A 23351-nucleotide genomic window follows, 5' to 3' on the forward strand; every position below is an offset into this window, starting at 1 on the left:
GCGGTGAAATATTCCTTCACATGACCGCCGCAGCGGGCTCAGCCGACGGTGGAGCCGAACACCTCGTCACGGACGGCGTTCAAGGCGGTACGCAGGGCACCACGCAGGATCGGCTCCTCGGTGAGGCCGGTGGGCACCACCCGCGGCCGGACCAGGGTGATCGCGGCGACCTCCCGCTGCACCCGGTCGGCGAGCGCCGTGCCGCCGGCCTGGCCGACCTCGCCGGCCAGCACGACCAACGGCGGGTCGAGCACCACGCAGGTGCTGGCCACACCGAGCGCGAGCCGGCGGGCCAACTCGTCGAGCATCGGGCCACCTTCGGCGCCGGCCGCGACCGCCGCACGCACCGCGCCGGCGGCGTCCGACGCGGAGAAGCCGTGCTCACGGGCCACCGAGCGCACCGAGTCACCGCCGATCACCTGCTGGAAGGCGGGCTTCGCGCGCCGCGAGACATCGCGTGGGATGGGCGCGCCGGGCACCGGCAGGTAGCCGATCTCGCCCGCCGCTCCGCTGCTGCCGTGGTGCAGCCGCCCACCCAACATGATCGCCAGGCCGACACCGGCACCCACCCACACCAGGACGAAGTCCGCCACGCCCTGTGCGGCGCCGGACTGCGCCTCGGCCACCGCGGCCAGGTTGACGTCGTTCTCGAAGACCACCGGGGTGTGCAGGTCGTCCCGCAGCGCGGCCAGCAGACCGCTGTGCCAGCGCGGCAGGTTGAAGGCGAAGGTGATGTCGCCGGTCTGCGGATCGACCAGGCCCGGCGTGCCGAGCACGATCCGTCGGACGCTGCTGAGCTGCGCCTGGGCGCTGCTGGCGGCCTGCACCACGGCGTTGTGCACCACGCCCACCGGATCGTCGGTGTCCCGCGTCGACTGCTCCACCCGGCCGATGACGGCGCCGGTGATGTCGGCGCACGCGGCCACCACCCGGTCCGGCCCGACGTCCACCCCGACGACGTGCGCGCTGCTCGCGCGTACGGCGTAGAGCTGGGCGTTCGGCCCCCGCCCGCCGGCCTGCTCGCCGACCCGGCTCACCAGGCCACGCTCCTCCAGGCGCTCGACGAGCTGCGAGGCGGTGACCTTGGACAGGCCGGTCAGCTCACCGAGCCGGGCGCGGGTGAGCGGCCCCCGCTCGAGGAGCAGTTCCAGCGCCGCACGGTCGTTGAGCGCCCGCAACAGGCGGGGGGTGCCGGGCAGCCGGGTCGCACTCATGCCACGTCCTCTAGTTTTAGTAAACTTTGCTAACTGTAAACCGACCTGCGAACGGGTAGCCGTAGCGTAACGGTCACCCGGAGGCAGAGTGCTCGGCCAACCCGGCAGGGCGACGACCACCGCGGGTACACGTTCGTATCCACGGGAAGCGAAGGGGGAAATCTCGTGGGGCTCGATCCAGGACTGCGCCGGCTCGCGCTGGGCACGTTGCTCGCCGCGTACCCGGGAGCGGTCCCGCCGCGGTGGGCGGTCGACCTCGTGGCCGACGGCCTGGCCGGGCACACCCTGTTCGGCACGAACGTGCACGACCCCGCGCAGGTGGCGGCGAGCACGGCGGCGCTGCGCGCCGGCCGGTCGGACGTGCTGATCGCCATCGACGAGGAGGGTGGCGACGTGACCCGGCTGGCCCACGCCACCGGCAGCCCCTACCCCGGTAACGCCGCCCTCGGCGCGGTGGGCGACGTGGCGCTCACCCGCCGGGTCTACCAGTCGATCGGCGCAGAGCTGGCCGCGCTGGGCGTCACCGTCAACCTGGCCCCCACGGTCGACGTGAACACCGCCGACGACAACCCGGTGATCGGCACCCGCTCGTTCGGCGCCGACCCGCTGCGGGTCGCCGCACACTCGGCCGCCGCCGTCAGCGGCCTCCAGGCCGCCGGTGTCGCCGCCTGCGCCAAGCACTTCCCTGGACACGGCGCGACGGTCACCGACTCCCACCACGAGCTGCCCACGGTGGACGTACCGCTGGAACTGCTCCGCCAGCGCGACCTGCCGCCGTTCGCCGCGGTCGTCGCGGCTGGCACGCAGGCCGTGATGACCGCCCACATCCGGGTGCCGGCGCTGACCGGCGACGGGCCGGCGACCTTCAGCCGGGCCGTCCTGGTCGACCTGCTGCGCACCGAGTACGGCTTCACCGGCACGGTGATCACCGACGCCCTGGAGATGAAGGGCGCGGCGGTGGCCGCCGGGGGCGTCGGGCCGGCCGCCGTACGGGCGCTGTCGGCCGGCGCCGACCTGCTCTGCATCGGCGCACAGGTCGACGCCGACCTGGTCGAGCGGGTCGCTGCCGAGATCGTCGAGGCGACCGCCGACGGTCGGCTGCCGGTCGCGCGGGTGGAGGAGGCGGCCGGCCGCGCCGCCGCGCTCGCCGCCTGGACCCGGGCCGCCGGCCGGTCGTCGGCCACCCCCGACCCCGATCTGGGGTACGCGGTGGCACGCCGGGCGGTGCGGGTGGAGGGACTGCTCACCGACCTGGACCAGCCGCTGGTGGTGCAGTTGCACACCGAGTCCACGATGGCCGAGGGCCGGGTGCCGTGGGGCCTCGGCCCGCACCTCGACGGTGGACGCGAGATCCGCGTCGTGGCCAGCGAGACCGATCAGGCGGCCGTCCGCGAGCTGGCCGGGGACCGGCCGATCGTGGTGGTCGGGCGGCACCTTCATCGGCTGGCCGGCGGCCCGGAACTGATCGACGCGCTGACCGCCGCGCATCCGGTGACCGTCGTGGAGATGGGCTGGCCGGGAACGTGGCGACCGTCCGGCGCGCGGGCGTTCGTCACCACGTACGGCGCGAGCCACGCCAATGGACGGGCGGCGGCCGAGGCGCTCGGCCTGGCGGGTTGACCCTGCGTTACTGATCGGCTCGCCAACGTCACCGCGCTTCGTCGCAGGTCAAGTCCACTATTCGACACTCCGACCCGACTGCTCGCATCTTGCAGCTTGCAGTTTCGATACGTAGCGTGATCGATATCGGATCGGCGCGTCAGTGACACGGCCGATCGGAGAGAACCGGGGCCTGGGGGCAGGTTGCGGACCGTGGATCCGGCCCGGGATCCACGGTCCGCGCACTGAGCCCGCTCAGCGCGGATACACCCCGTACGACCGCCAACCCCGGTCCGGGAAGCCCGCCGCCTCCGCGACCCGGGCCGAGGCGAGGTTGTCCCTCTCGTGCAGGTAGGTCGGTACCGCGCCCTCGTCGAGGACCCGTCGCGCCGCCTGCGCCACCAGCCGACGTGCGAGGCCACGGCCGCGGGCTGCCGGCACGGTGCCGACGGCAAGCTCGTGCCCGTACGCGTCGTGGCGCTTGATGGCGGCGCCCGCCAGGTAGGCGCCGTCGGCATCGCGCACCACGAGCACCGGCCGGTCGAACAGCCGCAGCCAGGGCGGCAGCCCAGGGATCGTCGAGGCGACCCACTCGCCCGCGTCGGGCAGGGGCGCGGGCGAGAGAGTCCAGCGGAAGGGGCCGTCGTGCACGCAGAAGGCGGGGTGTCCGACAGCGTCGGGCAGTGCGGCGAGCATCCGTTCCGGCGCGCGCTCGATCAGCGCCCGGATCGCGGCTACCCGGTCCGGCGCGACGGAGAGCACCGTGCTCCGGCCGGTGTCCACCGCGAGGGCCGGGCGCAGCCGGCCGTCCCAGGCCGGCAGTGCCCGCCGGTGCGAGGCGACCACATGCAGCCCGGGCCCGGCTGGCCACTGGCCGAGCCAGGAGGCGAGGTGCAGCTGCAACCGCCGGTCGAGCATGCGTACCTCCTGTCGCCCCACACGTCGTGATCACCGTACGCCTGGGCGGCTCGACCGGGCGGACCATCGCGCCAGCGTGGGACACTGCCCGAGATCCGGGAATCAGGTCGCCAGATCGACCGTCATAGGTATTTCCATACCTGGACACCTTTCTCTGCCACGGTATGGGGCATGCCGATTCAGCCGAACGACCGTTTCCACCAGCACACGGCTCGACTCTGGCGAGCGCGGGGCACCGCCGAGGGCACCTTCACCCAGGCGGGGTACCGGGTGGTCCATGCGACGGGAGGACTGCCCTGGGCGGCGCTGAACGAACTGCCCGCCAGCTCCGGCGGGCACGGCCTCAACCGGCGCTGAACACACCGACGCGGCACCTGCGACGAACAGCGTCGGGGACGACACACCGCAGGAGGACCAGCGACGGCATTCGCACACCTGTCGGGTAATTTCTTCGGAGTCCGGCACCCCGGCCTACGACAGGAGAAGCTCCGCGCATGGGCAAGAAGACGATCCACGTCTCCGACTTCACCGGAACCGTTCTGCAGCAGGACGACGAGGTGGTTCGTATCGTCGTCCTGGAGCACCCGGACCTGGTCGCCGGGCCCGTGCAGCTCGACGCCACCCCGGGCGAGGTGGAGAACATCGACGACGCCGCGCTGGACGTGGCGGTGGTCGAGATCCACGACCGGCACGGCGGGGGCGAGCCCCGACGGGTCGTCCTCACCGCGAGCGAGTTCGACGCGATGGCCACCGACGTTCCGATGGCGCAGTTGTTGAAGACTGCCGAGCGGGTCCGCCCGCCCAAGGCCCGCAAGAGCGCCGAAAAGATCGACTACGGCACGTTGGAGCACGCCGGCAAGCCGCACCGGGGCCGCGTCACCGAGGAGGAGGCCCGGCTGGTCCGCGAGCAGCTCGACGAGGTCAACAAGCGGCTCGCGGACGCGGGCGTACGCCAGATCGACCCGACCGATCCGGAGCACGCCCTGCGCTACGGCTTCCCCGAGGCGTCCTGACCCCGGTTCCTACTGCTGAGCGACGGCGGCGGCGAGGGCGGCGGAGAGATCACCTTCGACGGATTCCTTGGTCAGGCCGAGGTCGGTGAGCACTCCGGCGCCGTCCTCCTGCTCCAGCAGGGCGAGCAGGATGTGCTCGGTGCCGATGTAGTTGTGCCCGAGGCGCAGCGCCTCCCGGAAGGTCAGCTCCAACGCCTTCTTGCCGTCGGCGTTGTAGGGGATCAGGGCGGGGACGTCGCCGGTGGCGGGCGGGAGGACGGCGCCGACGGCCTCGCGCACCGCCTCGGGGGTCGCGCCCCGACCGACCAGCACCCGGACGGCCAGGCCCTCCGGCTCGGCCAGCAGCCCGAGCACCAGGTGCGCGGGGCCGATCTCGGGGTTTCCGGCGGCGCGGGCCTCCTCCTGGGAGGCCATCACCACGTTGCGGGCGCGGGGGGTGAACCTCCCGAAGCCGGCGTTGGGATCGAGCGCCCCCGCGTCGCTGGAGCCCTTGGCCACGAAGCGCTTCTGGGCGGCCTGCTTACTGACCCCCATGCTGCGGCCGATGTCGGTCCACGACGCACCCGAACGCCGGGCCTGGTCGACGAAGTGCCCGATCAGGTGGTCGGCGACCTCACCGAGATGGTCGGCGGCGATCACCGCGTCGGTGAGCTGGTCGAGCGCGTCGGTGTGCGTCTTCTTGATCGCCTGGATCAGGTCGTCGAGCTTGACGGGGTTGCTCATCTGGAAAGGTTCGGTCATGCGTCAACCATAGGTTGACGTGCATCTCGTCAACCACTGGTTGACGACATCAGTCGCCGAGATGCCCGCTAGGGTGGGCGCGGCCGCACAGCGGAGGAGGGGCCGGCATGCGTCTGCACGTGGGGTGCGCCATGTGGAGTCACCGGTCGTGGCCGGGGCACTCGCTGCCGTCCGGAGAGCGCCTCCGGCACTACGCCAGTTGGTGCGATGCCGTGGAGGGCAACACCACCTTCTACGCGACCCCGACCCGGGACACCGTGGCATCCTGGGCGGCGCAGACCGGGGCCGGCTTCCGATTCGTCCTCAAGCTGCCCAAGGTCGTCACGCACGAACGTCGGCTCACCGACGCCGACGAGCCGCTGCACGCCTTCCTGGACGCGATCGAGCCCCTCGGCCCACGCGTTCACGCCCTCTGGATTCAACTGCCGGGGTCGTTCGCGCCGGCCGACGTACCCACGCTCGGCCGGTTCCTCGCGCAACTCCCGGCTTCCCATCGCTACGCCGTGGAGGTCCGCCATCCCGCGTTCTTCACCGAGCCCCGCGCGACCCGGCTGCTCGAAGAGACCCTGACCGGGGCGTCGGCCGAATGGATCCCCTTCGACACCACCGCGTTCTTCAGCCGCCCTCCGACAAGTGATGCCGAACGCGACGCCTGGATGAAGAAACCCCGGGTGCCGCTGCGGTCCGTCGCGCTGACCGACCGCCCGATCGTGCGTTACCTGGGCCGCGACGACGACACCCGGACCGTGCAGGGATGGCAGCGTTGGGTCGAGGTCACCGCCGACTGGCTGCGCGAGGGGCGCTCCCCCACCATGTTCGTCCACACGCCGGACAACGCCGACGCGCCGCGGCTCGCCCGGCGGTTCCACGACGAGGTACGCGCCCACGTGCCCGGCCTCGACCCGCTGCCCGAGCCGGTATCCGTCGAACCCCTGACCCTCTTCTGACCGCTGAGGATCACAGCTGACGGTCGAGGAGCGCGTTCAGGTGATGGGCCGTGCTGATCAGCGACAGGTGACTGAACGCCTGCGGGAAGTTGCCGATCTGCTCGCCGGTGGGCGCGATCTCCTCCGAGTAGAGCCCCAACGGCGTGCTGTACGTCAGCATCTTCTCGAACGTCAACTGGGCGTCATCGATCCGCCCGGCCTGGGCGAGGGCCTGGACGTACCAGAAGGTGCACATGCTGAAGGTGCCCTCGGAGCCGACGAGCCCGTCGGGTGAGGCTTTCGGGTCGTAGCGGTAGACGAGGCTGTCCGAGACCAGTTCGTTGTCCATCGCCCGCAACGTCGACAGCCACATCGGGTCGTTCGGCGCGATGAAGCCGACGCCGGGCATCGCGAGCAGCGACGCGTCGGTGATGTCGGTGCGGTAGTGCTGCACGAACGCCTGCCGTCCCGGATGGAACCCCCGAGCCATGACCTGCTCGTAGATGGCGCTACGTTCGGCCGCCCAGCGGGCGGTGTTGGCGGGCCGCCCTCGTGCCCGTGCGAGGCGGATGGCGCGGTCCAGCGCCAGCCAGCACATCATCCGCCCGTAGGTGAAGTCCTGCCGGCCGGAGCGGGTCTCCCAGATGCCGTCCTCGGGCTGGTCCCAGTGGCCGCAGAGCCAGTCCATCAGGCTGGCGGTCTTGCGCCACCCGTCGTACGACGTCATCAGCCCGCTCTGGTCGGCGAGGTGCAGTGAGTTGAGGGCCTCTCCGTAGATGTCCAGTTGCAACTGGCCCGCCGCGCCGTTGCCGATCCGGACCGGCGCCGAGCGCCGGTAACCCTCCAGGTGGCCCAACACCTCCTCGGGGAGGTCCGGCGAGCCGTCGATGCGGTACATGATCTGGAGGGGCACGTCCGCGTCGTGGGCGTCCTGAATGCGCGCTTCGAGCCAGGACAGATACTGCTGCGCCTCGTCGGTGAAACCAACGCTGAGCAACGCGTGCACCGAGAACGAGGCATCCCGGATCCAGGTGTAGCGGTAGTCCCAGTTCCGTGGTCCCCCGATCTGCTCCGGCAACCCCGCCGTCGGCGCGGCCACCAGGGCGCCCGTCGGGGCGTACGTCATGAGCTTGAGCGTCATCGCCGACCGGTCGACCATCTCCCGCCAGCGTCCCCGGTACGAGGAACGGCCGATCCACCGACGCCAGTAGTCGCGGGTCTCGGCGAGCAGTTCGCAGGCCTCCTCGGTGGTGAGTGCCCGGGGTGCGTGGGGGCAGGCCGTCTCCAACAGGACCCCGCCGATGTCGCCGGCGTGCAGCTCGTAGCGGACCGAGACGCCTCCCGCGTCGCGCTGGATCTTTCGCCCGTCGATGAGCCGTTTCGCGTCCTTGAAGGGGGACAGGGTGAGGCTGAGCGTGGAACTGCGAAAAACGTCGCCCTCCGGGTGTACCTCCAGCTCGTACGGATCCCGGCCGTAGTTGAACCGCGGCCGGCAGTCGAAGCGGAACGGCATGGTTCCCCGGACCATCCGGACCAGCCGGATCAGCCGGTGCTGGTCGGTGGCCTGTTCGCCCGTGACGGGCATGAAGTCCAACAGCTCACCCACCCCGTCGGCACTGTGGAAGCGGGTGATCAGGATCGGCGTGCCGGGTAGGTAGAGCTGTTTGCTCGAATACTCGATGCCGTCTGGTGAGAGCTGGAAGTGCCCACCCTTGTCGCGGTCCAGCAGGGCGGCGAAGACGCTGGGCGAGTCGAACCGTGGCGCGCAGAACCAGTCGACAGTTCCGTCCTTGCTGATCAGCGCGGCGGTCTGGAGGTCACCGACCAGGCCGTGCTCCTCGACCCCCGGATATCGCGTGTGCACACTGACCCCCCTCGTCAGGTTGACGGCGACTACCCGGGAAACCGCCCGCTACACGAACGCCGTCTCGACATCCGGACGACGGCGTCGGTGGCCGCCGATAGCGTGACTATTCGACGACATCGATGAGAGGGACCCCGTCGGCAACGTGCTGGGCGTCATGACCAACCCGCACTACCTCGACATTCTCGCCTCACTCCGGGCAGCCTGAGCTCGGCGTCCCCGTTTCCGCCTTGGTACGCCACGAACCAGGCGATCGCCGCGGCGATGCCGGCCTGCACCGCGAGCAGCCCGAACAGACGCAGCCGCCAGGCGCGCGTGCGCAGCGCCCGTTGTACCCGCGCCCGTAGGCGGTCGAACCGGGCCTCCCGGTGGTCCGCCGGCTCGCCGGCGGCCGCCGACTCCTGGTGGGCACACATCCGCGCCGCTTACCCGGCGCGCGGAAACCTATCCCGGCCGCGCCTGTCGCTTGGTACCCATGCTTGTCGACGTCTGCTGTACTCGACAGCGAGGACTGCCTACCGATGAAGGAGGCCCACCATGTCCACCTCCGAGTTCAGCCCCGACGCCCTCCGTACGCTGATCCGCGCCGGCGCCTGGATCGACCGTCCGGACACCAGGAAGGCGGCGGTGCACCTGCTGACCTTCACCAAACTGCCGGACCAACCCGGCTTCGCGGACCTGGTCGAGGTCGTGCAGATCCCCGAGTACGACGACGGCCACGACATCCAGGTCGCGGTGATCCGCGACTGGGCGGCGCTGCTCGCGCTACCGGCGGTCGAGCACCTGTCCGCCGACGATCAACGGCTGCTCGCCCTGGCCGGCAGCCTCGCCACCGGGCAACCGGTCGACCTGGCCGCCAACGCCGCCGTCAAGGACCACGAGCATGCGGCGAAGGTCGCCGAGGCGATGGTGATCGCCGCCGGCTACCACCTGAAGTACGAGGTCACAGCCACCGAGCGACTCACCACGAGGTTCGCCAAGGCCTGACGATCTTCGGGGAAAGGTTCGGCCCCGTCAGGTCTCCCCAGTCTGCCGTGGGTCAATCTCAGACGGCTGTTGGGAACCTGTGCGTCGAGTGGGCCAGCCGAGGAACCGGTCGAACATGTCGCTGGCACACCCAGTGGTGGTGGGGTTGAGCTTGTGCAGGTCATCGATGGCGTCATGTAACAGCCTGGCCAGGTAGAGGAACAGGCTGACCGGGTTTCCGTCGTACTCGGCAACAAGAGCAAGCTTTGCCCGGCCGCACGGCCACGGTTGGCCGCACGCACGGCAGAGCCAGATCGGGCGCAACGGGACGTGCGCTCTTTGCCCGGCGTCGGGGCGTTGGGACTGCGTGGGGCACGGCGACTCATCGCTCATCACGCCTGCTCTCTCGGGCGTGCCGTGTTACTCCGCGACTCTTGCTCTCGAATGTTCCGACCATGTGTCCACACAAACCCCGGTAGGCGCTGGATCCCAGCGCGTCGATGGCGCAGAACTGGCGCATCCCCATTGCGTCACAGAGGGTGAGCTGGATGAATGGTTTAGTGAGGGTCGCGGTGAAGGGAGGCTGCGCATGACGGACAGACGTCGACGCCGGCTGGCCCAGCGCCGCAAGGCGACGGGGCTCAGCCAGGAACGCCTCGCCGAGGCGCTCGGCGTCGACCGCTCCACCGTCGTCCGGTGGGAACGGGCGGAGACCGACCCGCAGCCCTGGCACCGGCCGCGCCTGGCCGCAGCACTCAACCTGTCGATCGACGAATTGGCCGATCTCCTGGCTGATGTTGGCCAGGCACCAGCACCGCCCGATGAGCGTCTCGGCTACGTTCTGCGCAACCCCGGCCGTGTCGATCTGATCGCGGTGGCCTACCCACGGGAGTGCGTGCAGCGCCTCGACGAGCGCTATGACCGAGTGCCTTCGACGCTCCTGCTCGCCGAGACCGGCGAACTACACGGGCAGGCGACCTTCCTACGCCAACACGGCGGCCACGGGCCGGTTCAGCGCGAACTGGCGGCAGCAGTTGCCGAGTCTGCGACGTTGATGGGTCAACTCGTCTGGGACGCCTCACAGCGGCGCGATCATGTCGCCAGCGCCGCCTACTTCGACCAAGCGATCAGCGCGGCGCAGGTAACACGAGACGCGGTCGCCGAGGCCAACGCTCTGCTTCGCAAGAGCTACCTCGCTCTCTACGGCACCAAGCAGCCCAAAGCCGGTATTGCCCTGACCACTCGCGCGGCGTCCGTCAGCAGCAGCGCCAGTCACGTCGTCGCCGGCCTCGCCCAACTACATCGCGCCGAGGCCCACGCGATGTTGAGCCAGGCCAAGGAGTGCTCAGACGCCCTCGGTGCCGCTGAAGCGCACTTCACCGCCCTGGACGCCCGAGATCCCGCCGCCAACATCTTCTGCCCCAGCCATTACGCGAGGCTCGCGGGCTCCTGCTGGCTGTCCCTGAACAAGCCGAACCAAGCAATGCTCGCGCTGGAGGACGCCCGACAACTGGTCGCGGCACGCCGCAAGTCCACCGCCGTCATCCTCGGCAACCTCGCCCTTGGCCAGCATTCTGCGACGCGATGTCGACGCCGCAGCGTCCTACCTGCACCAGGCCATCGAAGTGATCGAGAAGACGCGGGCCGGCGGTGGACTCAACCTCGCTTTCGCCGCCGGCCGAGGACTACGTCCCTGGCGCCACGAGCCCATGGTCCAGGACGTGAACGACCGACTCCTCACCCTCATGAGTTCGTAGGAGCACCGACATGACCGACATCGACCGCGCCAAAGAGGCCGTACGACAACATGTGTGGGATCTCCTCGAACGTGACGGCGCGGCCCCACCCGGAGTGCACGGACATATCCCTGACTTCGTCGGCAAGGAGGAGGCCGCAGCCCGCCTCGGAGATTCCGATGTTTGGAAAAAGGCCCGAGTCATCAAGTGCAACCCGGACCGCGCCCAACTTCCCGTTCGGATACGAGCCCTGCGGGAAGGCAAGCTGCTCCACATGGCGGTCCCGAAGCTCGCTACTCGCCAGCCTTTCTACCTGCTCGATCCGACCCTCCTTGCAGCTCCGATCGAGATTGCGGCCACGAGTACCGGTGCGCCGCAGGTCGCTCCCACCGTCGGCCCCGAAGACATGCTTCCGGTGGACCTCATCGTCTGCGGCAGTGTCGCCGTCAGCCGCCGAGGCGGCGTTCGGGTCGGCAAGGGCGCGGGCTATTCCGACCTGGAGATCGCCCTCCTTACCGACGCCGGACTCGTCACCACCGACACGGCCATAGCCACCACGATCCACCAGACCCAACTACTGGAATTCGAGCTGCCCCACGCCGGCCACGACTTCAGCGTCGACCTCGCCATCACGCCAACCGAGGTGGTCGCATGCGAGCCCGGGCGAGCGAAACCGTCCGGCATCATCGAATCGAGCCTCCGTAAAGATCAGATCGACAGCATCCCCATACTGCGTGCCTGAACGCGTCGACGCGCCCGCTCGACAGGTACGACCCGGCGCGCCAAGGTAGTGACATTGCCTCCAGATGTCATCTGGCCGTCACTGGTTGCTCCTGGGCCTGGGTGAGGCTCTGCCGGTGCTCCAGTGCCTCAGGGATCTCCTCGTATTGAAGCAGGCTGCCGGTCAACTTCAGCAGGTGTTCCTTCGCCTCTTCCGGCGTGGCATAGAAGAACTCACGCCTTTGATTGACCAGATTGACACGCCGGTCGGCCAGCCTCGCGTGCATCTGCGCTTCGATGCCGACAGCGTCTTCGGAGAAGAACAGGGCGTGAACGTCGAAGTTGAACGGCACTGAGGCGTCACTGAGTTCGCGCACCCGGTCCAGTGGATCCAAGCGACGCGTCATCCCGACCTTGACCATCTTCTCGCCGAACGCACCGAGATTGGAGATGACATATACGTAGCCGGCCCTAACGTTGGCTGCCCGCCGGTCGACATCCTGGATCGCACTGTCGATCTGGGACAACCGGCCCTGCATCTGGGCTGCGCCATCGGCATCGCCCTTGGCCTCCAAGGCCGCCATGGCGTTGGCATAGTGCTGACGTTCCTTGTCGAGCCGGGCGCGTTCGCGTTCGATCTCCTGCTGAGCACGTCGTTCTTCGCGGAGCCGAGCCTTCTCCTCGCGTTCCCGCTCCTTCTCCTCCGCCAACTTCTCCTGGTAGTCAGCGGTGAGCTCCAACTCCTCCACCCTCAGCCGGTGGTACCCCTCGGCGATTCGGATGTCCATAGTCTTGCCGAGTTTGGCGATGGTCGCCGCCACCTTCCCCAACCGGTCGACGGCCGAGGCGAGTTTGTACGGCTTCAACCCCCGCACCAGGTTGTCCGCCTCCGCGTTGTAGGCGCGGAGCATGAGCTTCGAGAAGTCCCGAATCATCGCCCTGCCTTCAGCAGCCGAGCCGTTCACCGTCCACCCGGTAGCGGCCTTGACCGCACCGCCGTCCTTCCTGTTCATCGCCTTAATCCGGTCCTGGAGGCGGCTGAGCTGGGGTTGGTATGCAACAGCATCCGACAGGGGATGCCGGTACTGATAGATGCCCGCCTCCTGCAGCAGTGCGGTCTCCTCGGTGACCACGATTTGCTGACGGAGACCGCGCAAGCGCCGATCGAGTTCAGCCTTCTGAGCCTCGCCCTGCGCAGCCTGGTCGGCGACCTCCCGGCCAAGCCGAGCCCGGTGCTGCTCAAGCTCGATCGCAGACAGCACGCCAAGCCGTGTCATCTCCGCGCGAAGAGATGCCACCTCCACTCTGACCTGGTCTAATTCGCGGCGAAGATGCTCATTCTCCGCTGCCAGTTCACGCGCCTTGCCTCGCGCACCGAACAGCGGAATGTCTGGGCTCTCCGCGCTCTGCTGCGAGGCGACTCGGGAAGGCGTAGCAACCTGCGGCACGGCCGGAACCGGGGCAGCCGGAACCGGAGCTGGCAGATCCGGAATCCACAACTGCCACCCGGGCGGAGGAGGACCCCAGGCGGGTTCCGGTTTCCAGCCCGATGGCGGGAGCCACCCAACAGGCGGAGTCGGCCAGTTCGGCGGTGCGTTGAAGCGGTATCCCACTACTACCTCCAGGCTTCACCACGGCCCGACGAAGGTAGCGCCGCAGCCCGCATCGGAAAATCGACGACTCGGGTCGGCAGTTTGAACCATCCAGGTATCCATCGTTAGCCGAGTGGAGATTTAAGTCCGCTTGCCGACAGGAAGAGAGCTTTAGCTGCTTTGGAAGGCGAAGCATCGAGGAAGTTCCCTCGTTCGGCGCACTGCAATGCCCGATAATCCGATCTGCTCGTCAAGCGCAGAGACCTACCGTTGCCCGCACTGTCGGCGACGATGCGAGGTCACTTATGGGCTTCTACCTACGGACCACCCTTAAGGCGGGTCCCTTCCGATTCAACCTGTCACCGTCGGGCGTCGGTGTCTCCGCCGGCGTCCCTGGTTTCCGGGTCGGCACTGGACCTCGCGGCAACTACATCCGCGTCGCGGGTTTCGGCACGAGCTACTTCGGTGGCGGGGCGCCCACTGGGCCCCCGTCCCAGTTACCACCGGCGTTACCGCCCACGGCCCAAGCTGCCGAGATTACGATGCGGGATTTGTCCAGCACGCCAGTGCAGCATCTGATCGCAGCACACCCCTCTGAGTTGATCCATCAAATCCGAAAAGCGGCGCAACGGCGACCACTGTGGCCGTGGGTCGCAGCCGCTGTGGCAATCTTGGCGTTGCTCTCCGCGCCGTATGGCCTTGTACTGCTCGTTCCCGGCCTGCCCCTCACGTGGTGGCTCCGGCAGCGGGATATTGCTCGCCGTTCGGTCGTTGTCTTCTACCAGGTCGACGACGCGCCGGCAGCGAAGTACTCTGATTTCACCGCCAGCAACGGCTTCATAAGCCGTATTCAGCGGGTTTGGCATGTCGAAGCCCAGGGCACCCTAAGCAATCCGTACCAGCGGAAGGTTAACGCCGGAGCCGGAGCTTTGATCCGCCGCAGTACGGGTTCATTGGACTTGGCCGGGCCGCCCGTGCTCGTGACGAACATCGCCGTCCCGAGCTTGCACGGAAAAGAGCGCTCCGTCTACTTCCTGCCGGACCGGCTGATTGTCCGTCACGGCAGACAGTATGCCGATCTCCCCTATTCTGCGGTGAATGCCCATGCACTGCCACAGCGTTTCATTGAAACGGAAGCTCCACCAACCGACGCCCACTGCGTCGGAACTACCTGGCAGTACGCCAACAAATCAGGCGGCCCCGATCGCCGCTTTAAAAACAATAGGCAACTACCGGTCATGCTTTATGGAAGGCTCACGCTCACCGGCCCAGAAGGACTGCTGATGGTTTGGGACTTCTCTCGCCCAGATGTCGCGGCATCGCTGGCCGAAGCGCTCAACCGAATGCGGTAGCCCGCCGAACTGCCCTAGGGAAAGGGGATATTCGGACGAGGGTCGTCGTCGCATCCGGTCTGGGGTAGCCCGGACGCAGCGACGATGGCCTCGACAGCCTCGTCCAGGCTGGTCGTCTCGGGCAGGACGAGTTCGTCAGGCCAGCCCAGGACGTCGTGGGCGGCATACCAGCCGCTCATGTGCTCGGCGGTGAACTCAGTGGCCTGCGGGCGGGTGAGATGCCGGCGCAGGGTCTCGGCCAGCGACACGTCGAGGTAGCAGAACAGCGACCGACCGCGGTGGTCGTCCCGCAACGCGGTCAGCATTCCTCGGTAGAGGCTGGTGTGCATGATGCCTTCCATGACCACGTGGTAGCCGTGGTCCAGCGCGAACCGCACGGTCTGCCCGATCAACGCCGGCGCGGCGCCGCCGGGCTTGTCCCGCTCGCGCAGCAGGATGCGGCGCAGGTAGTCCTGCTCGACGAGTGCACAGCCCCGGCCGTGCCGGCGGCGTAGCTCACGAGCGATGCTGCTCTTGCCCGAACCGGAGTTCCCCCGGATGCAGACGAGGATCGTGTCCGGGCTGCCGGTGGGTTCAGCGAGCACGATGCCTCCTCGGCTCCTTACGTCACTCCCGGATCTCCATCTCGGCCACCGAACCCCCGTCGAAACGGTACGCATGCGTGACGGTGTGATCGACGATTTTCGCTCCGGTCTTGTCGTATACCACCTGATGAACGGTGACGGCAATACGGCCGTCGGCCTCCGTACTGAACGCGGTCGGCGTGACAATGGGTTCGATCTGCTCCCACTGTCGACGCCAGTAGACGCCGACCATCTCCCGGCCGTGGACCACGCCTCCTTCCCAACCGTTGGGCCAGAAGACATCCGGCGTCAGAGCTGCCAGCAGGGTGGGAATGTCACGCTCGTTGAAGGCCGCGTAGAGGTTGGTGAGCACTGCCTTTGCTGGCGAGTCCATCGGGCCAGCATGGCCGGTGGACGAGACCCCACCACGTCCTCTTCGCTGTCGGCAGAAGAGGCGGGGAATTCCATGCCGGCGCAGTCATCGTGCCTGACAGGCTGGCCGGGCAACCTCGGGACCGAGATGATGCTTGTCTATCAGCGTTCTGACACCGCGCCGTCGTTGTCTTCACCTGCTGGCGTGTTGGAGGCTGGGTGCTGCGGGAAGGAGCAGAGGCTTGGGTCAACGGGAGGCGGCGCGACCAGAGCCCCGAGACGCAACAGAGGCATCCTTCAATCGGCTGGCCGCACTCGACGTGTGGCGTCGTGGGCACTTGCTGCAGGAGCAGCTCACCGCGTTCGGATCGGCTCGAACAGCCGCGGAGTTTGAGGCGGCAGAGCTGTACCGCCAACGACAGCATGATGCCGTGGTCGAGGCGTTGCGGGGCACACCGATTCAGGAGCTCCGATCCGTACGGCCGGGTCTGCGAATCGCGCCGAGCCTGGAGCGGCGAGGTTATCGCACAGTCCTGGACGTGCTGCACGCATCGCACGGTGATCTCCTACGACTTCCAGGAGTAGGAAGCCACAGCGCTGCGGCCATAGCCGATGCGGCGCAGGCGATTCGACGCCTTTTCGAGCAGAGTGCCGCAGTGCGCTTGGACGCCGACCGCAACAACCCGGCCGTGGAGCCGCTGTTGCGGGCTCTGTGGGTGCTTCGCATTGTCACCGAGTTGCACGCCGACGGCAGCGCCCGCCTGGGCTCCCTCGCTGACGACCTGGACGACGCACTGCGCAGGGCGAAGCGCGCCACACAGAGAGGCGGTCTGCTGTTCGCTCGGGCAGCCACCAAGACGGCTGCGTGGTCAGCGGTAGCGGAGGTGGAGCGACTGTTGAGTAGTCGCCAAGCAGACGCAGCGGCCGCGCTTCTTGCCCGGCGGGACCAACTGAGCACCCACGCGCTAACCGTCGGCCGGAATGCCCTGTGGGCCGACTTCGCACGCCACGCCGCGGTCTACAACACGCTGCTCGAGCGGGTCAGCGGTAGCACAGCAGACGGTGCGGCTGCGCATGGACACTTACCGCAGGCCCTGCAGAACCAGGCCGGGCAGATCGGGCTGGACCTGAGCAGGTTACGCGTCACGTTGCGCGGCTATCAGGCTTTCGGAGTCCGGTACGCGCTCCTGCAACGGCGTTGCATCCTCGGTGACGAGATGGGGCTGGGCAAGACGATCGAAGCCATCGCGGTCTGCGCCCACCTCGCTGCCGCCGGAGGGCGTCACTTCCTCGTCGTCTGCCCGGCCAGCGTCATCGTGAACTGGCTCAACGAGATCGCATCCCACAGCACGCTGCCCGCCCACCGGCTACACGGGCCGCAGCGCGACGAAGCGATCCGCCGATGGCACGCCGACGGCGGTGTGGCGGTCACCACCTTCGAAACGTTGAGTCGGCTGTCCTTGCCCCAAGATCTCCGCGCCGGAGTCGTCATCGTGGACGAGGCGCAACTGATCAAGAATCCTGCGGCCCAGCGGTCCCAGGCCGTCGCCGCGCATCTCGCCCAGGCGCCCCGAGCGCTGTTCCTGACCGGCACACCAATGCTGAACCGGGTCGAAGAGTTCCGAAACTTGATCCGCTACCTGAACCCTGCGGTGGCAGCCACAATCAACGACACGGACGGATTGGCCGGTGCCGCCAGCTTCCGCCGCAAGGTGGCCAACGTATATCTCCGCCGCAACCAGAAAGACGTCCTCGACGAACTTCCGGACCTGATCGAAGTCGCAGACTGGGTCGAGATGGGTCAGGCAGAGACGCGCACCTACCAGCGGGCGGTCGCGGCCCGGCGGTTCGCCGACATGCGTCGTGCCGCCGTGGTCGCCGACGGATCACGAATGCCTGCGAAGGTGGAGCGCCTGCGCGAGGTCGTCCAGGAGGCCGCGGACAACGGATGGAAGGTCGTGGTCTTCTCGTTCTTCCTGGAAGTCCTGAACCGCGTACGCGTGAGCTTGCAAGAAGGAACGCCGACGTTCCTGCTTTCCGGGACCGTCCCCGTCGCCGCTCGGCAGCAGGTCGTGGACAACTTCAGCGGTACGGACGGCCACGCGGTCCTGGTCAGCCAGATCGGCGTTGGCGGGGTGGGTATCAATCTTCCAGCGGCGTCGGTGGTCGTGCTCATCGAGCCGCAGCTCACTCCGGCACACGAGGAGCAGGCCATCCGGCGGTGCTACCGGATGGGTCAGACTCGCGGTGTACGGGTCCACCGCCTACTGGCCAGAAACACCGTGGATCAGCGGTTGGTGGAGATGCTCGAACGCAAGAGCGCCCTGATCCGCGCATATACCCACGACAGCGTTGCGAAGATGGCTGACCCGTCGGCGACTGACGGCAGCTACGTCGACCACGACCTCCTCGCCGATGAGGCGATCCCGCTCGACCGGCGGATCATCATGGTCGAGCGTCAGCGGCTTGGCCTCGACGAACGGCGGGCGTCCTGACGGCGCGGCGTTGCCGGAGCACGACCTTCCAGGACCGACGACCACCCGTCGCCCGCCAGACGAAACGGCCCCGACCCGGTGCGAACTACCAGGTCAGAGCCTTGATCGTTGGTGCGCCGCCAGGGACTCGAACCCCGAACCCGCGGTTACCAACCGTCACTCCGCCGAGCTTGTCATCGCTAGTCATGTTATTGCGTTGAGCTGCGCAAACGCCGCCTAGCGTCGATCGGGGCTTGTCACTGGTAGTCAACAGTTGGGAAGGGTTTTCGGGGGGTAAACGGGGGGCACCTTGCCCGGTGCCATCAGTGAACGGATGCTGGCGCGGGTTGGTGCCTGAGGGATGCCGCCGACAGAGTTGTCCCGCCGGCTTCGTGATGTCGATCGGACGCGCCCGCGGCAAACTGGGGATCCCCGCCGTGTTTTCGTCGCGCGGTCATTGCCGGATCGTGCAGCAGGGCCAGGAACATTCTGGCTGTCTCGGGGATGAGTGTGCCCTATGGCAGCGAAGCTGGCATGTCACTCAATCGATGGTCTTCGTTAATCAGAGCATGCTGTGATCGCTCCGAGCGGACTTGCGCGGTGGACAGCACCGTTGCCTGCCTGCCTGCCTGCCCACCGCCTGCGTTCTTATGAGACCTCGGCGGCCTCCCGGGCGGTACCAACGACGGAGGACCTGTGAGAAGAAGCGGCGACCTGCGGCCCCGGCCGAAATCCGCTGTGTTGGCCCGACTGCGGATCAGTACCGCGATGATCGTGGTGGCAGCCCTGATCGGCGGCGGGCTGGCGGCACCGGCCCAGGCCGTTCCGGACCGGGCGCCGGCCACGCTGCCCGCCCAGGTTCCGATGGGCCCACTCGGCAGCATGACCGTCGAGGCCGCGGACGATGACATCATCTTCACCCTGGACCTGGGGGAGACGGTCGATGTCGCCCGGGTACGCGAGGCGGCTTCGGAATTCCAAGGCCGCGGCCCGGCGTTCGGGTCGACATTCCAGGCGGAGACCCAGGCGAATCCGCCCGGTGCCACGTACCCGGGTATGGACGCGTGGCCCGACTTCGACGGCACGATCAGCGTGACGGAGGCCGAACTGTCTCTCACGGTCACCAGGCCGGAGGTCCAGACCGATGCCGGCTGGCTGGCACAGATTCTCGCCACCGGCGCCGGCGTCACAGCGCTGATCGTTTCGCGGGCGCTCTGCATCGGGGCACTGGTGGCCATCAGCAGCCCGGCCGTGCTTCCCGTCGCGAAGCCCGTCTGCGCCTTCGTGGGCACGTTCCTGGGCAACCTCACCCGCGGCGGCATCCTGATCGCGGTGGACGGCGGCACGCTGGAGGGAAGCGTCTGGGCACATCTGATCGCCGTGGGAATCATCCAGGCCGCCGGTGCGGCCGCGTGGGAATCCGGCATCGGACTCTGGGCCGAGACCACCCTCCCCGGCTACCTCGCGTGGGTCGGCAACGGCGTCGTCATGCTGGCCACGAAGGTGAGCCGATGGTTCGCGTCCTTCAAGCCCGCGCTGATCCAGGCAGGAACCTGGCTCAGAGAGCGCGTGACCGATGTTCGCAGGGCCGTCGACGAGGTCGGCATGGCCGATGTGCCGCTGAGGGTCATGCCGATGGGGGACTCGATCACGTACGGCGTGGGCAGTTCGACCGGGTCGGGATACCGCTCGGATCTCCACAGCGCTTTGACCGCGCAGGGCGGGCGGGTCGAGTTCGTCGGCTCGCAGCGCTCCGGCCCGGCACCGGAGGCCCACGAGGGGCACTCCGGCTGGCTGATCGGGGGCATCGCCGGCATCGCGGACTCCGTGCTGAGCACTTACCGGCCCAATGTGGTGCTGCTGCACATCGGCACCAACGACATGCACCAGAACGGCGAACCAGCCGGCGCCCCGGGCCGGCTCGGCAGCCTGATCGACCAGATCTTCCGAGCGGCGCCACAGGTGACGTTGCTGGTCTCGACTATCGTCCCGTCCGGCAACTCGGCCACCCAGGCCCGGATCGCCGCCTTCAACCAGGCGGTGCCCGGCCTGGTGGCGACGAGGCGGGCGGACGGCAAACACGTGTATCTGGTCAGCATGAGCGCGGTGACCACATCCGACCTAGCCGACGGAATTCATCCCAACGACGCCGGCTACCGGAAGATGAGCGCGGCGTTCTACAGCGGTGTTCTCGCCGTGGCCGACGCCGGCTGGATCGTGGCACCCGGCGCCGTGACCCCGACAGCCGCCCCGGTCCGGGCGTGGAACTCGCAAGGCGTGATAGCGCCCGGCACGATGAGCCGCGATTCCTACCCGGGCAGCCTGTCGCTCGGCAGCGGCGACAAGGTCCTGTTCGGCGATGTCGACGGTGACGGCCGAGACGACTACCTCGTCAGCCACTCCGACGGCTCGGTGAACGTGTGGGTCAACGGCGGCGCTGGCCTGGACGGCACGATCGCCTGGATCGGACACGGTTCCAGCGGCTTCCCGTACGCTCCGGGCTTCCTGTGGCAGATGGCCGACATGAACGTCGACGGCCGGGCCGACCTGGTGCAGATCAATGCCGAAACCGGCTCCCTGGGCCTGTATGTCAACGGCGGCACCGACTCGCAAGGCCGGTATATCTGGAACTCGCAGGGGCAGATCGCCGCTGGCGTCGGATCGCCCGGCAACCAGATCCGCTTCGCCGACATCAACGGTGACAGCCGGCCCGACTACCTCGACGTCGCGCCGGACAGCTCGGTGCGGGCCTGGCTCAACGCCGGTCGCGGTGTTGGCGCCAGCTGGAACTGGTTCGCGCAGGGCAAGATCGCCGCCGGCGTCGTCTCTCCCGGCAGACAGATCCGCTTCGCCGACATCAACGGTGACGGCAAGGCCGACTACCTCGACGTCGCGCCGGACAGTTCGATGCGGGCCTGGCTCAACGGAGTGCAGGGCACGGACTGGCCCGCTCTCCCGACCGACATTCCATGGCTCCCGCAAGGGGTGGTGGCCCCCGGCGTCGGTTCCCCCGGCAGCCAGGTCCAGCTCGCCGACCTGGACGGCGACCGCAAGGCGGACTATCTCGACGTCGACCCGGTCACCGGCGGCATCCGGATGTGGAAGAACTCCGGCGCGGCCCCCGGCGGCGGGTGGCAATGGGCCTCGCGGGGCTCGGTCGCCACCGGCAACCACGCCCGGGTCGTGTACGCCGACCTCAACGGCGATCGCCGGGTGGACTATCTGGAGGTCAGCGCGGACAGCTCGGTCAAGGCCTGGCTGAACGGCGGCTCCCAGGGCAACGGCGCCTGGGCGTGGAACTTCGTCGGCACGGTCGCCACCGGTGTCGGCGTGCCCGGCAGCAATGTGCGGTTCGCCGACATCAGCGGGGACGGCAAAGCCGACTACCTGGCCGTCGACGCCGACAGCTCGGTCGAGGGGTGGATCAACGGCGGGCCGGGCAACGGTGGTGGTTGGGTCTTCAACTCGCAGGGCATCGTGGCCACCGGCGTCGGGTCCCCGGGCGGCCAGATCCGTTTCGCCGACGTCAACGGGGACGGCAAGGCCGACTACCTCGATGTGGCGCCGGACAGCTCGGTCGAAGCCTGGCTGAGCGTCGGCGCATCCAGCGGCGGCGGTTGGCGGTGGACCTCGATCGACACGGTCGCCGTCGGCGTCCACGTGGCTGGCACCAGCGTGCGGTTCGCGCCGCTCTACGGGACGGCACGGGCCGACTACATCGCCCTCGGCGACAACGGCACCATCGACGTCTGGCAGAACGGTGGTCGTAACGGCAACGGCAACTGGCTGTGGCTGAACGGCGGCAAGGTCGCCGGCGGTGTCGGCAGCCCCGGCAACCAGATCCAGCTCGCCGACATCAACGGGGACGGCCGGGCCGACTATCTCGACGTCAACCCTGCCACCGGCGCCACGCGAGCCTGGACCAACGCCAGCTGACAACAGGAAACGCCCGGCAGCTCGTTGCGAGCCGCCGGGCGTTCTCGTCGGTGGGGCTGGAGCGCGGCGCCGTACAGCAGGGTCGCGAAGGTCATGTGCAGGCCCGACATGGTCGGCCGGTTGCGGGCTACCAGCGCTCCTGCTCGGTGCGGGACGGCGGGGTGTCGGCGGGGCGGCGGGCGCTGCGGCGGGCGAGCCCGACGATGAAGATCAGGACTGTTGCGGCGACGATCAGCAGCGCCACGCGGGTGGAGCGGTGAACGCCGGGCCTGGTCGGCATGACCACGGTGGCGAGTTCTCCCGGGACCGGGCCGACGTGCTGGGGCGGGAGGACCGCGGTCACCGCGGCGTACACGTCGAGGGTGCCGGCGCCCTGCGAGGTCGTCCGTTCCCCGCCGGGCGCGGGCCGCGCGGTCTGCTCTCGAGACCCGTCTCGGCGACGCCAGTGGCGCGCAGCCCGCGCTGAGACCGGCCTTGAATGGGTCACTCCCCACACGTGCCGTAAGACCGTTGCCACCTTGATCGACAAGGAGGCCAACACCGACAGCGCCGCCGCACAGCTCCGCCACGGAAGTAAGGAGATCACCAAGAAGCACTACATCGTCGAGCCAGCCCTTGCCCCCGACAGCTCCCCCATTCTCCAACAGCTCGGGGGCAGGCCGGAGCCAGGCGATTCCGAACCCCGCAACCCTGGCCCGACCCCGACCGGATAGCCAGGGGCAGGTGGCGGCAGGTACGCCTGCCACCCGGGCCTGCCGAACCTGATCGCCCCGGCCGTTAATGAGGGGTTTCGGGGAGGGTTCGAAACTACATAGACAACCATAAAGGCCCTGGCCAGCTTTTGCTGGTCAGGGCCTTTAATTGGTGCGCCGCCAGGGACTCGAACCCCGAACCCGCGGATTAAGAGTCCGCTGCTCTGCCAGTTGAGCTAGCGGCGCTCGCTGACAACGACGAGCACGCTAACACGCCCGCGAACCGGCCCCGGAACCCATCCCCGGTCCGCGTTCAGTGCGCCGGATTGGGCGTGTGCGGCAGCTTGCCGAGTTGCTTCCAGTTCGTCTCGGCGACGTCCACGCCGTAGTGCTTGGCGGCGGCGAGGATGTTCTGGAAGGCCAGGTCGCGGTCTGCGTCGGTGACGCCCTGCACCTGGTCGAAGCGGGCGATGGCGTTGCGGACGTGGCCCGCGTCGGTCATCGGCTCCTTGCGCTTGCCGGGGAAGGCGAAGACGGTCTCCGGCAGCTCGCGCTTGTCCTTGTCGGTCAGGCCGCCGTGCTTCTCGTGGGGCTTCCAGGTCGACTTCATCGCCCACCATTACCCATTTTTCGTCCACACCTACGCCCGAACCGGCTTGATTAAGAGTGTTTA

Annotated in this window: 21 protein-coding genes, 2 tRNA genes and 2 pseudogenes; 12 read left to right on the forward strand and 13 right to left on the reverse strand. The window is 68.4% G+C overall.

Annotated elements, in window-relative coordinates; translation table 11 throughout:
* Window positions 1-38: 38 nt before the first annotated feature.
* Complete coding sequence (locus ACLQ25_RS06710) at window positions 39-1214, reverse strand: ROK family transcriptional regulator (RefSeq protein WP_425730024.1); 1176 nt, start codon at window positions 1212-1214, stop codon at window positions 39-41.
* 165 nt (window positions 1215-1379) lie between these two features.
* Here ACLQ25_RS06710 and ACLQ25_RS06715 point away from each other — a divergent pair, with 165 nt between their 5' ends.
* The gene (locus tag ACLQ25_RS06715; protein ID WP_425730025.1) at window positions 1380-2834 is read left to right on the forward strand and encodes a glycoside hydrolase family 3 protein; all 1455 of its coding nucleotides are present in this window, start codon (window positions 1380-1382) and stop codon (window positions 2832-2834) included.
* A gap of 234 nt (window positions 2835-3068) precedes the next feature.
* Here ACLQ25_RS06715 and ACLQ25_RS06720 read toward each other — a convergent pair whose 3' ends face one another.
* The gene (locus tag ACLQ25_RS06720; RefSeq protein WP_425730026.1) at window positions 3069-3731 is read right to left on the reverse strand and encodes a GNAT family N-acetyltransferase; all 663 of its coding nucleotides are present in this window, start codon (window positions 3729-3731) and stop codon (window positions 3069-3071) included.
* A 171-nt stretch (window positions 3732-3902) separates the two neighbouring features.
* Between ACLQ25_RS06720 and ACLQ25_RS06725 the strand changes: the two genes are divergently transcribed.
* Both ACLQ25_RS06725 and ACLQ25_RS06730 read left to right on the forward strand, forming a co-directional pair.
* Window positions 3903-4088 (forward strand): DNA repair protein, encoded by a 186-nt coding sequence (locus tag ACLQ25_RS06725; RefSeq protein ID WP_425730027.1) that lies wholly within the window; start codon window positions 3903-3905, stop codon window positions 4086-4088.
* 137 nt (window positions 4089-4225) lie between these two features.
* Complete coding sequence (locus tag ACLQ25_RS06730) at window positions 4226-4744, forward strand: hypothetical protein (protein ID WP_396801574.1); 519 nt, start codon at window positions 4226-4228, stop codon at window positions 4742-4744.
* 9 nt (window positions 4745-4753) lie between these two features.
* Here the strand turns inward: ACLQ25_RS06730 and ACLQ25_RS06735 are convergent, their stop codons facing one another.
* Window positions 4754-5485, reverse strand: coding sequence for a Clp protease N-terminal domain-containing protein (locus ACLQ25_RS06735; protein WP_425730028.1), 732 nt, complete (start codon window positions 5483-5485; stop codon window positions 4754-4756).
* A 131-nt stretch (window positions 5486-5616) separates the two neighbouring features.
* Between ACLQ25_RS06735 and ACLQ25_RS06740 the strand changes: the two genes are divergently transcribed.
* On the forward strand, window positions 5617-6432 hold the full coding sequence (locus ACLQ25_RS06740) for a DUF72 domain-containing protein (RefSeq protein WP_425730101.1): 816 nt from the start codon (window positions 5617-5619) through the stop codon (window positions 6430-6432).
* 10 nt (window positions 6433-6442) lie between these two features.
* Here ACLQ25_RS06740 and ACLQ25_RS06745 read toward each other — a convergent pair whose 3' ends face one another.
* Window positions 6443-8275, reverse strand: a complete 1833-nt coding sequence (locus ACLQ25_RS06745; RefSeq protein WP_425730029.1) for a glycoside hydrolase family 15 protein — start codon at window positions 8273-8275, stop codon at window positions 6443-6445.
* Window positions 8276-8430: 155 nt separating this feature from the next.
* A complete protein-coding gene (locus ACLQ25_RS06750) occupies window positions 8431-8691 on the reverse strand; it encodes a hypothetical protein (protein ID WP_425730030.1) in 261 nt (86 codons plus the stop codon).
* A gap of 121 nt (window positions 8692-8812) precedes the next feature.
* Here ACLQ25_RS06750 and ACLQ25_RS06755 point away from each other — a divergent pair, with 121 nt between their 5' ends.
* Window positions 8813-9262: a hypothetical protein gene (locus ACLQ25_RS06755; RefSeq protein WP_425730031.1), complete on the forward strand. Its 450-nt coding sequence runs from the start codon at window positions 8813-8815 to the stop codon at window positions 9260-9262.
* A 27-nt stretch (window positions 9263-9289) separates the two neighbouring features.
* Here the strand turns inward: ACLQ25_RS06755 and ACLQ25_RS06760 are convergent, their stop codons facing one another.
* Window positions 9290-9634, reverse strand: coding sequence for a hypothetical protein (locus ACLQ25_RS06760; RefSeq protein ID WP_425730032.1), 345 nt, complete (start codon window positions 9632-9634; stop codon window positions 9290-9292).
* 196 nt (window positions 9635-9830) lie between these two features.
* Here ACLQ25_RS06760 and ACLQ25_RS06765 point away from each other — a divergent pair, with 196 nt between their 5' ends.
* The gene (locus ACLQ25_RS06765; protein WP_425730033.1) at window positions 9831-11012 is read left to right on the forward strand and encodes a helix-turn-helix transcriptional regulator; all 1182 of its coding nucleotides are present in this window, start codon (window positions 9831-9833) and stop codon (window positions 11010-11012) included.
* Complete coding sequence (locus ACLQ25_RS06770; RefSeq protein WP_425730034.1) at window positions 11009-11719, forward strand: 5-formyltetrahydrofolate cyclo-ligase; 711 nt, start codon at window positions 11009-11011, stop codon at window positions 11717-11719. Before ACLQ25_RS06765 ends, ACLQ25_RS06770 begins: the two co-directional genes overlap by 4 nt.
* A gap of 67 nt (window positions 11720-11786) precedes the next feature.
* On the opposite strand, the gene ACLQ25_RS06775 is transcribed toward ACLQ25_RS06770, so the two are convergent.
* Window positions 11787-13145 carry a DUF4041 domain-containing protein gene (locus ACLQ25_RS06775; RefSeq protein ID WP_425730035.1) on the reverse strand — a complete coding sequence of 453 codons (1359 nt, stop codon included), beginning with the start codon at window positions 13143-13145 and terminating at the stop codon, window positions 11787-11789.
* Window positions 13146-13594: 449 nt separating this feature from the next.
* Here ACLQ25_RS06775 and ACLQ25_RS06780 point away from each other — a divergent pair.
* Both ACLQ25_RS06780 and ACLQ25_RS06785 read left to right on the forward strand, forming a co-directional pair.
* A pseudogene (locus ACLQ25_RS06780) lies at window positions 13595-13717 on the forward strand (DUF4236 domain-containing protein); the annotation flags it as partial.
* A gap of 123 nt (window positions 13718-13840) precedes the next feature.
* A complete protein-coding gene (locus ACLQ25_RS06785) occupies window positions 13841-14641 on the forward strand; it encodes a hypothetical protein (RefSeq protein WP_425730104.1) in 801 nt (266 codons plus the stop codon).
* A 14-nt stretch (window positions 14642-14655) separates the two neighbouring features.
* Here ACLQ25_RS06785 and ACLQ25_RS06790 read toward each other — a convergent pair whose 3' ends face one another.
* Together ACLQ25_RS06790 and ACLQ25_RS06795 are read right to left on the reverse strand one after the other, a co-directional pair.
* Window positions 14656-15225, reverse strand: coding sequence for a kinase (locus tag ACLQ25_RS06790; protein WP_425730036.1), 570 nt, complete (start codon window positions 15223-15225; stop codon window positions 14656-14658).
* A 22-nt stretch (window positions 15226-15247) separates the two neighbouring features.
* A complete protein-coding gene (locus ACLQ25_RS06795) occupies window positions 15248-15598 on the reverse strand; it encodes a nuclear transport factor 2 family protein (protein WP_425730037.1) in 351 nt (116 codons plus the stop codon).
* A 316-nt stretch (window positions 15599-15914) separates the two neighbouring features.
* Here ACLQ25_RS06795 and ACLQ25_RS06800 point away from each other — a divergent pair, with 316 nt between their 5' ends.
* The gene (locus ACLQ25_RS06800; protein ID WP_425730038.1) at window positions 15915-18071 is read left to right on the forward strand and encodes a DEAD/DEAH box helicase; all 2157 of its coding nucleotides are present in this window, start codon (window positions 15915-15917) and stop codon (window positions 18069-18071) included.
* Between the two features lie 109 nt (window positions 18072-18180).
* Here ACLQ25_RS06800 and ACLQ25_RS06805 read toward each other — a convergent pair.
* Window positions 18181-18278: transfer RNA gene (locus ACLQ25_RS06805), tRNA-Thr, on the reverse strand.
* 468 nt (window positions 18279-18746) lie between these two features.
* Between ACLQ25_RS06805 and ACLQ25_RS06810 the strand changes: the two genes are divergently transcribed.
* Window positions 18747-21986 (forward strand): FG-GAP-like repeat-containing protein, encoded by a 3240-nt coding sequence (locus tag ACLQ25_RS06810; RefSeq protein WP_425730039.1) that lies wholly within the window; start codon window positions 18747-18749, stop codon window positions 21984-21986.
* A 127-nt stretch (window positions 21987-22113) separates the two neighbouring features.
* On the opposite strand, the gene ACLQ25_RS06815 is transcribed toward ACLQ25_RS06810, so the two are convergent.
* The gene (locus ACLQ25_RS06815; protein ID WP_425730040.1) at window positions 22114-22329 is read right to left on the reverse strand and encodes a hypothetical protein; all 216 of its coding nucleotides are present in this window, start codon (window positions 22327-22329) and stop codon (window positions 22114-22116) included.
* Between the two features lie 94 nt (window positions 22330-22423).
* Here ACLQ25_RS06815 and ACLQ25_RS06820 point away from each other — a divergent pair.
* Window positions 22424-22699: pseudogene (locus tag ACLQ25_RS06820) on the forward strand (site-specific integrase); the annotation flags it as partial.
* Between the two features lie 149 nt (window positions 22700-22848).
* Here ACLQ25_RS06820 and ACLQ25_RS06825 read toward each other — a convergent pair.
* Window positions 22849-22924 (reverse strand) — tRNA-Lys (locus ACLQ25_RS06825).
* 67 nt (window positions 22925-22991) lie between these two features.
* Window positions 22992-23288, reverse strand: a complete 297-nt coding sequence (locus ACLQ25_RS06830) for a DUF6582 domain-containing protein (protein WP_425730041.1) — start codon at window positions 23286-23288, stop codon at window positions 22992-22994.
* Between the last annotated feature and the right edge of the window lie 63 nt (window positions 23289-23351).

The sequence above is a fragment of the Micromonospora sp. DT44 genome (assembly GCF_049841635.1).
Classification (GTDB): Bacteria; Actinomycetota; Actinomycetes; order Mycobacteriales; family Micromonosporaceae; genus Micromonospora.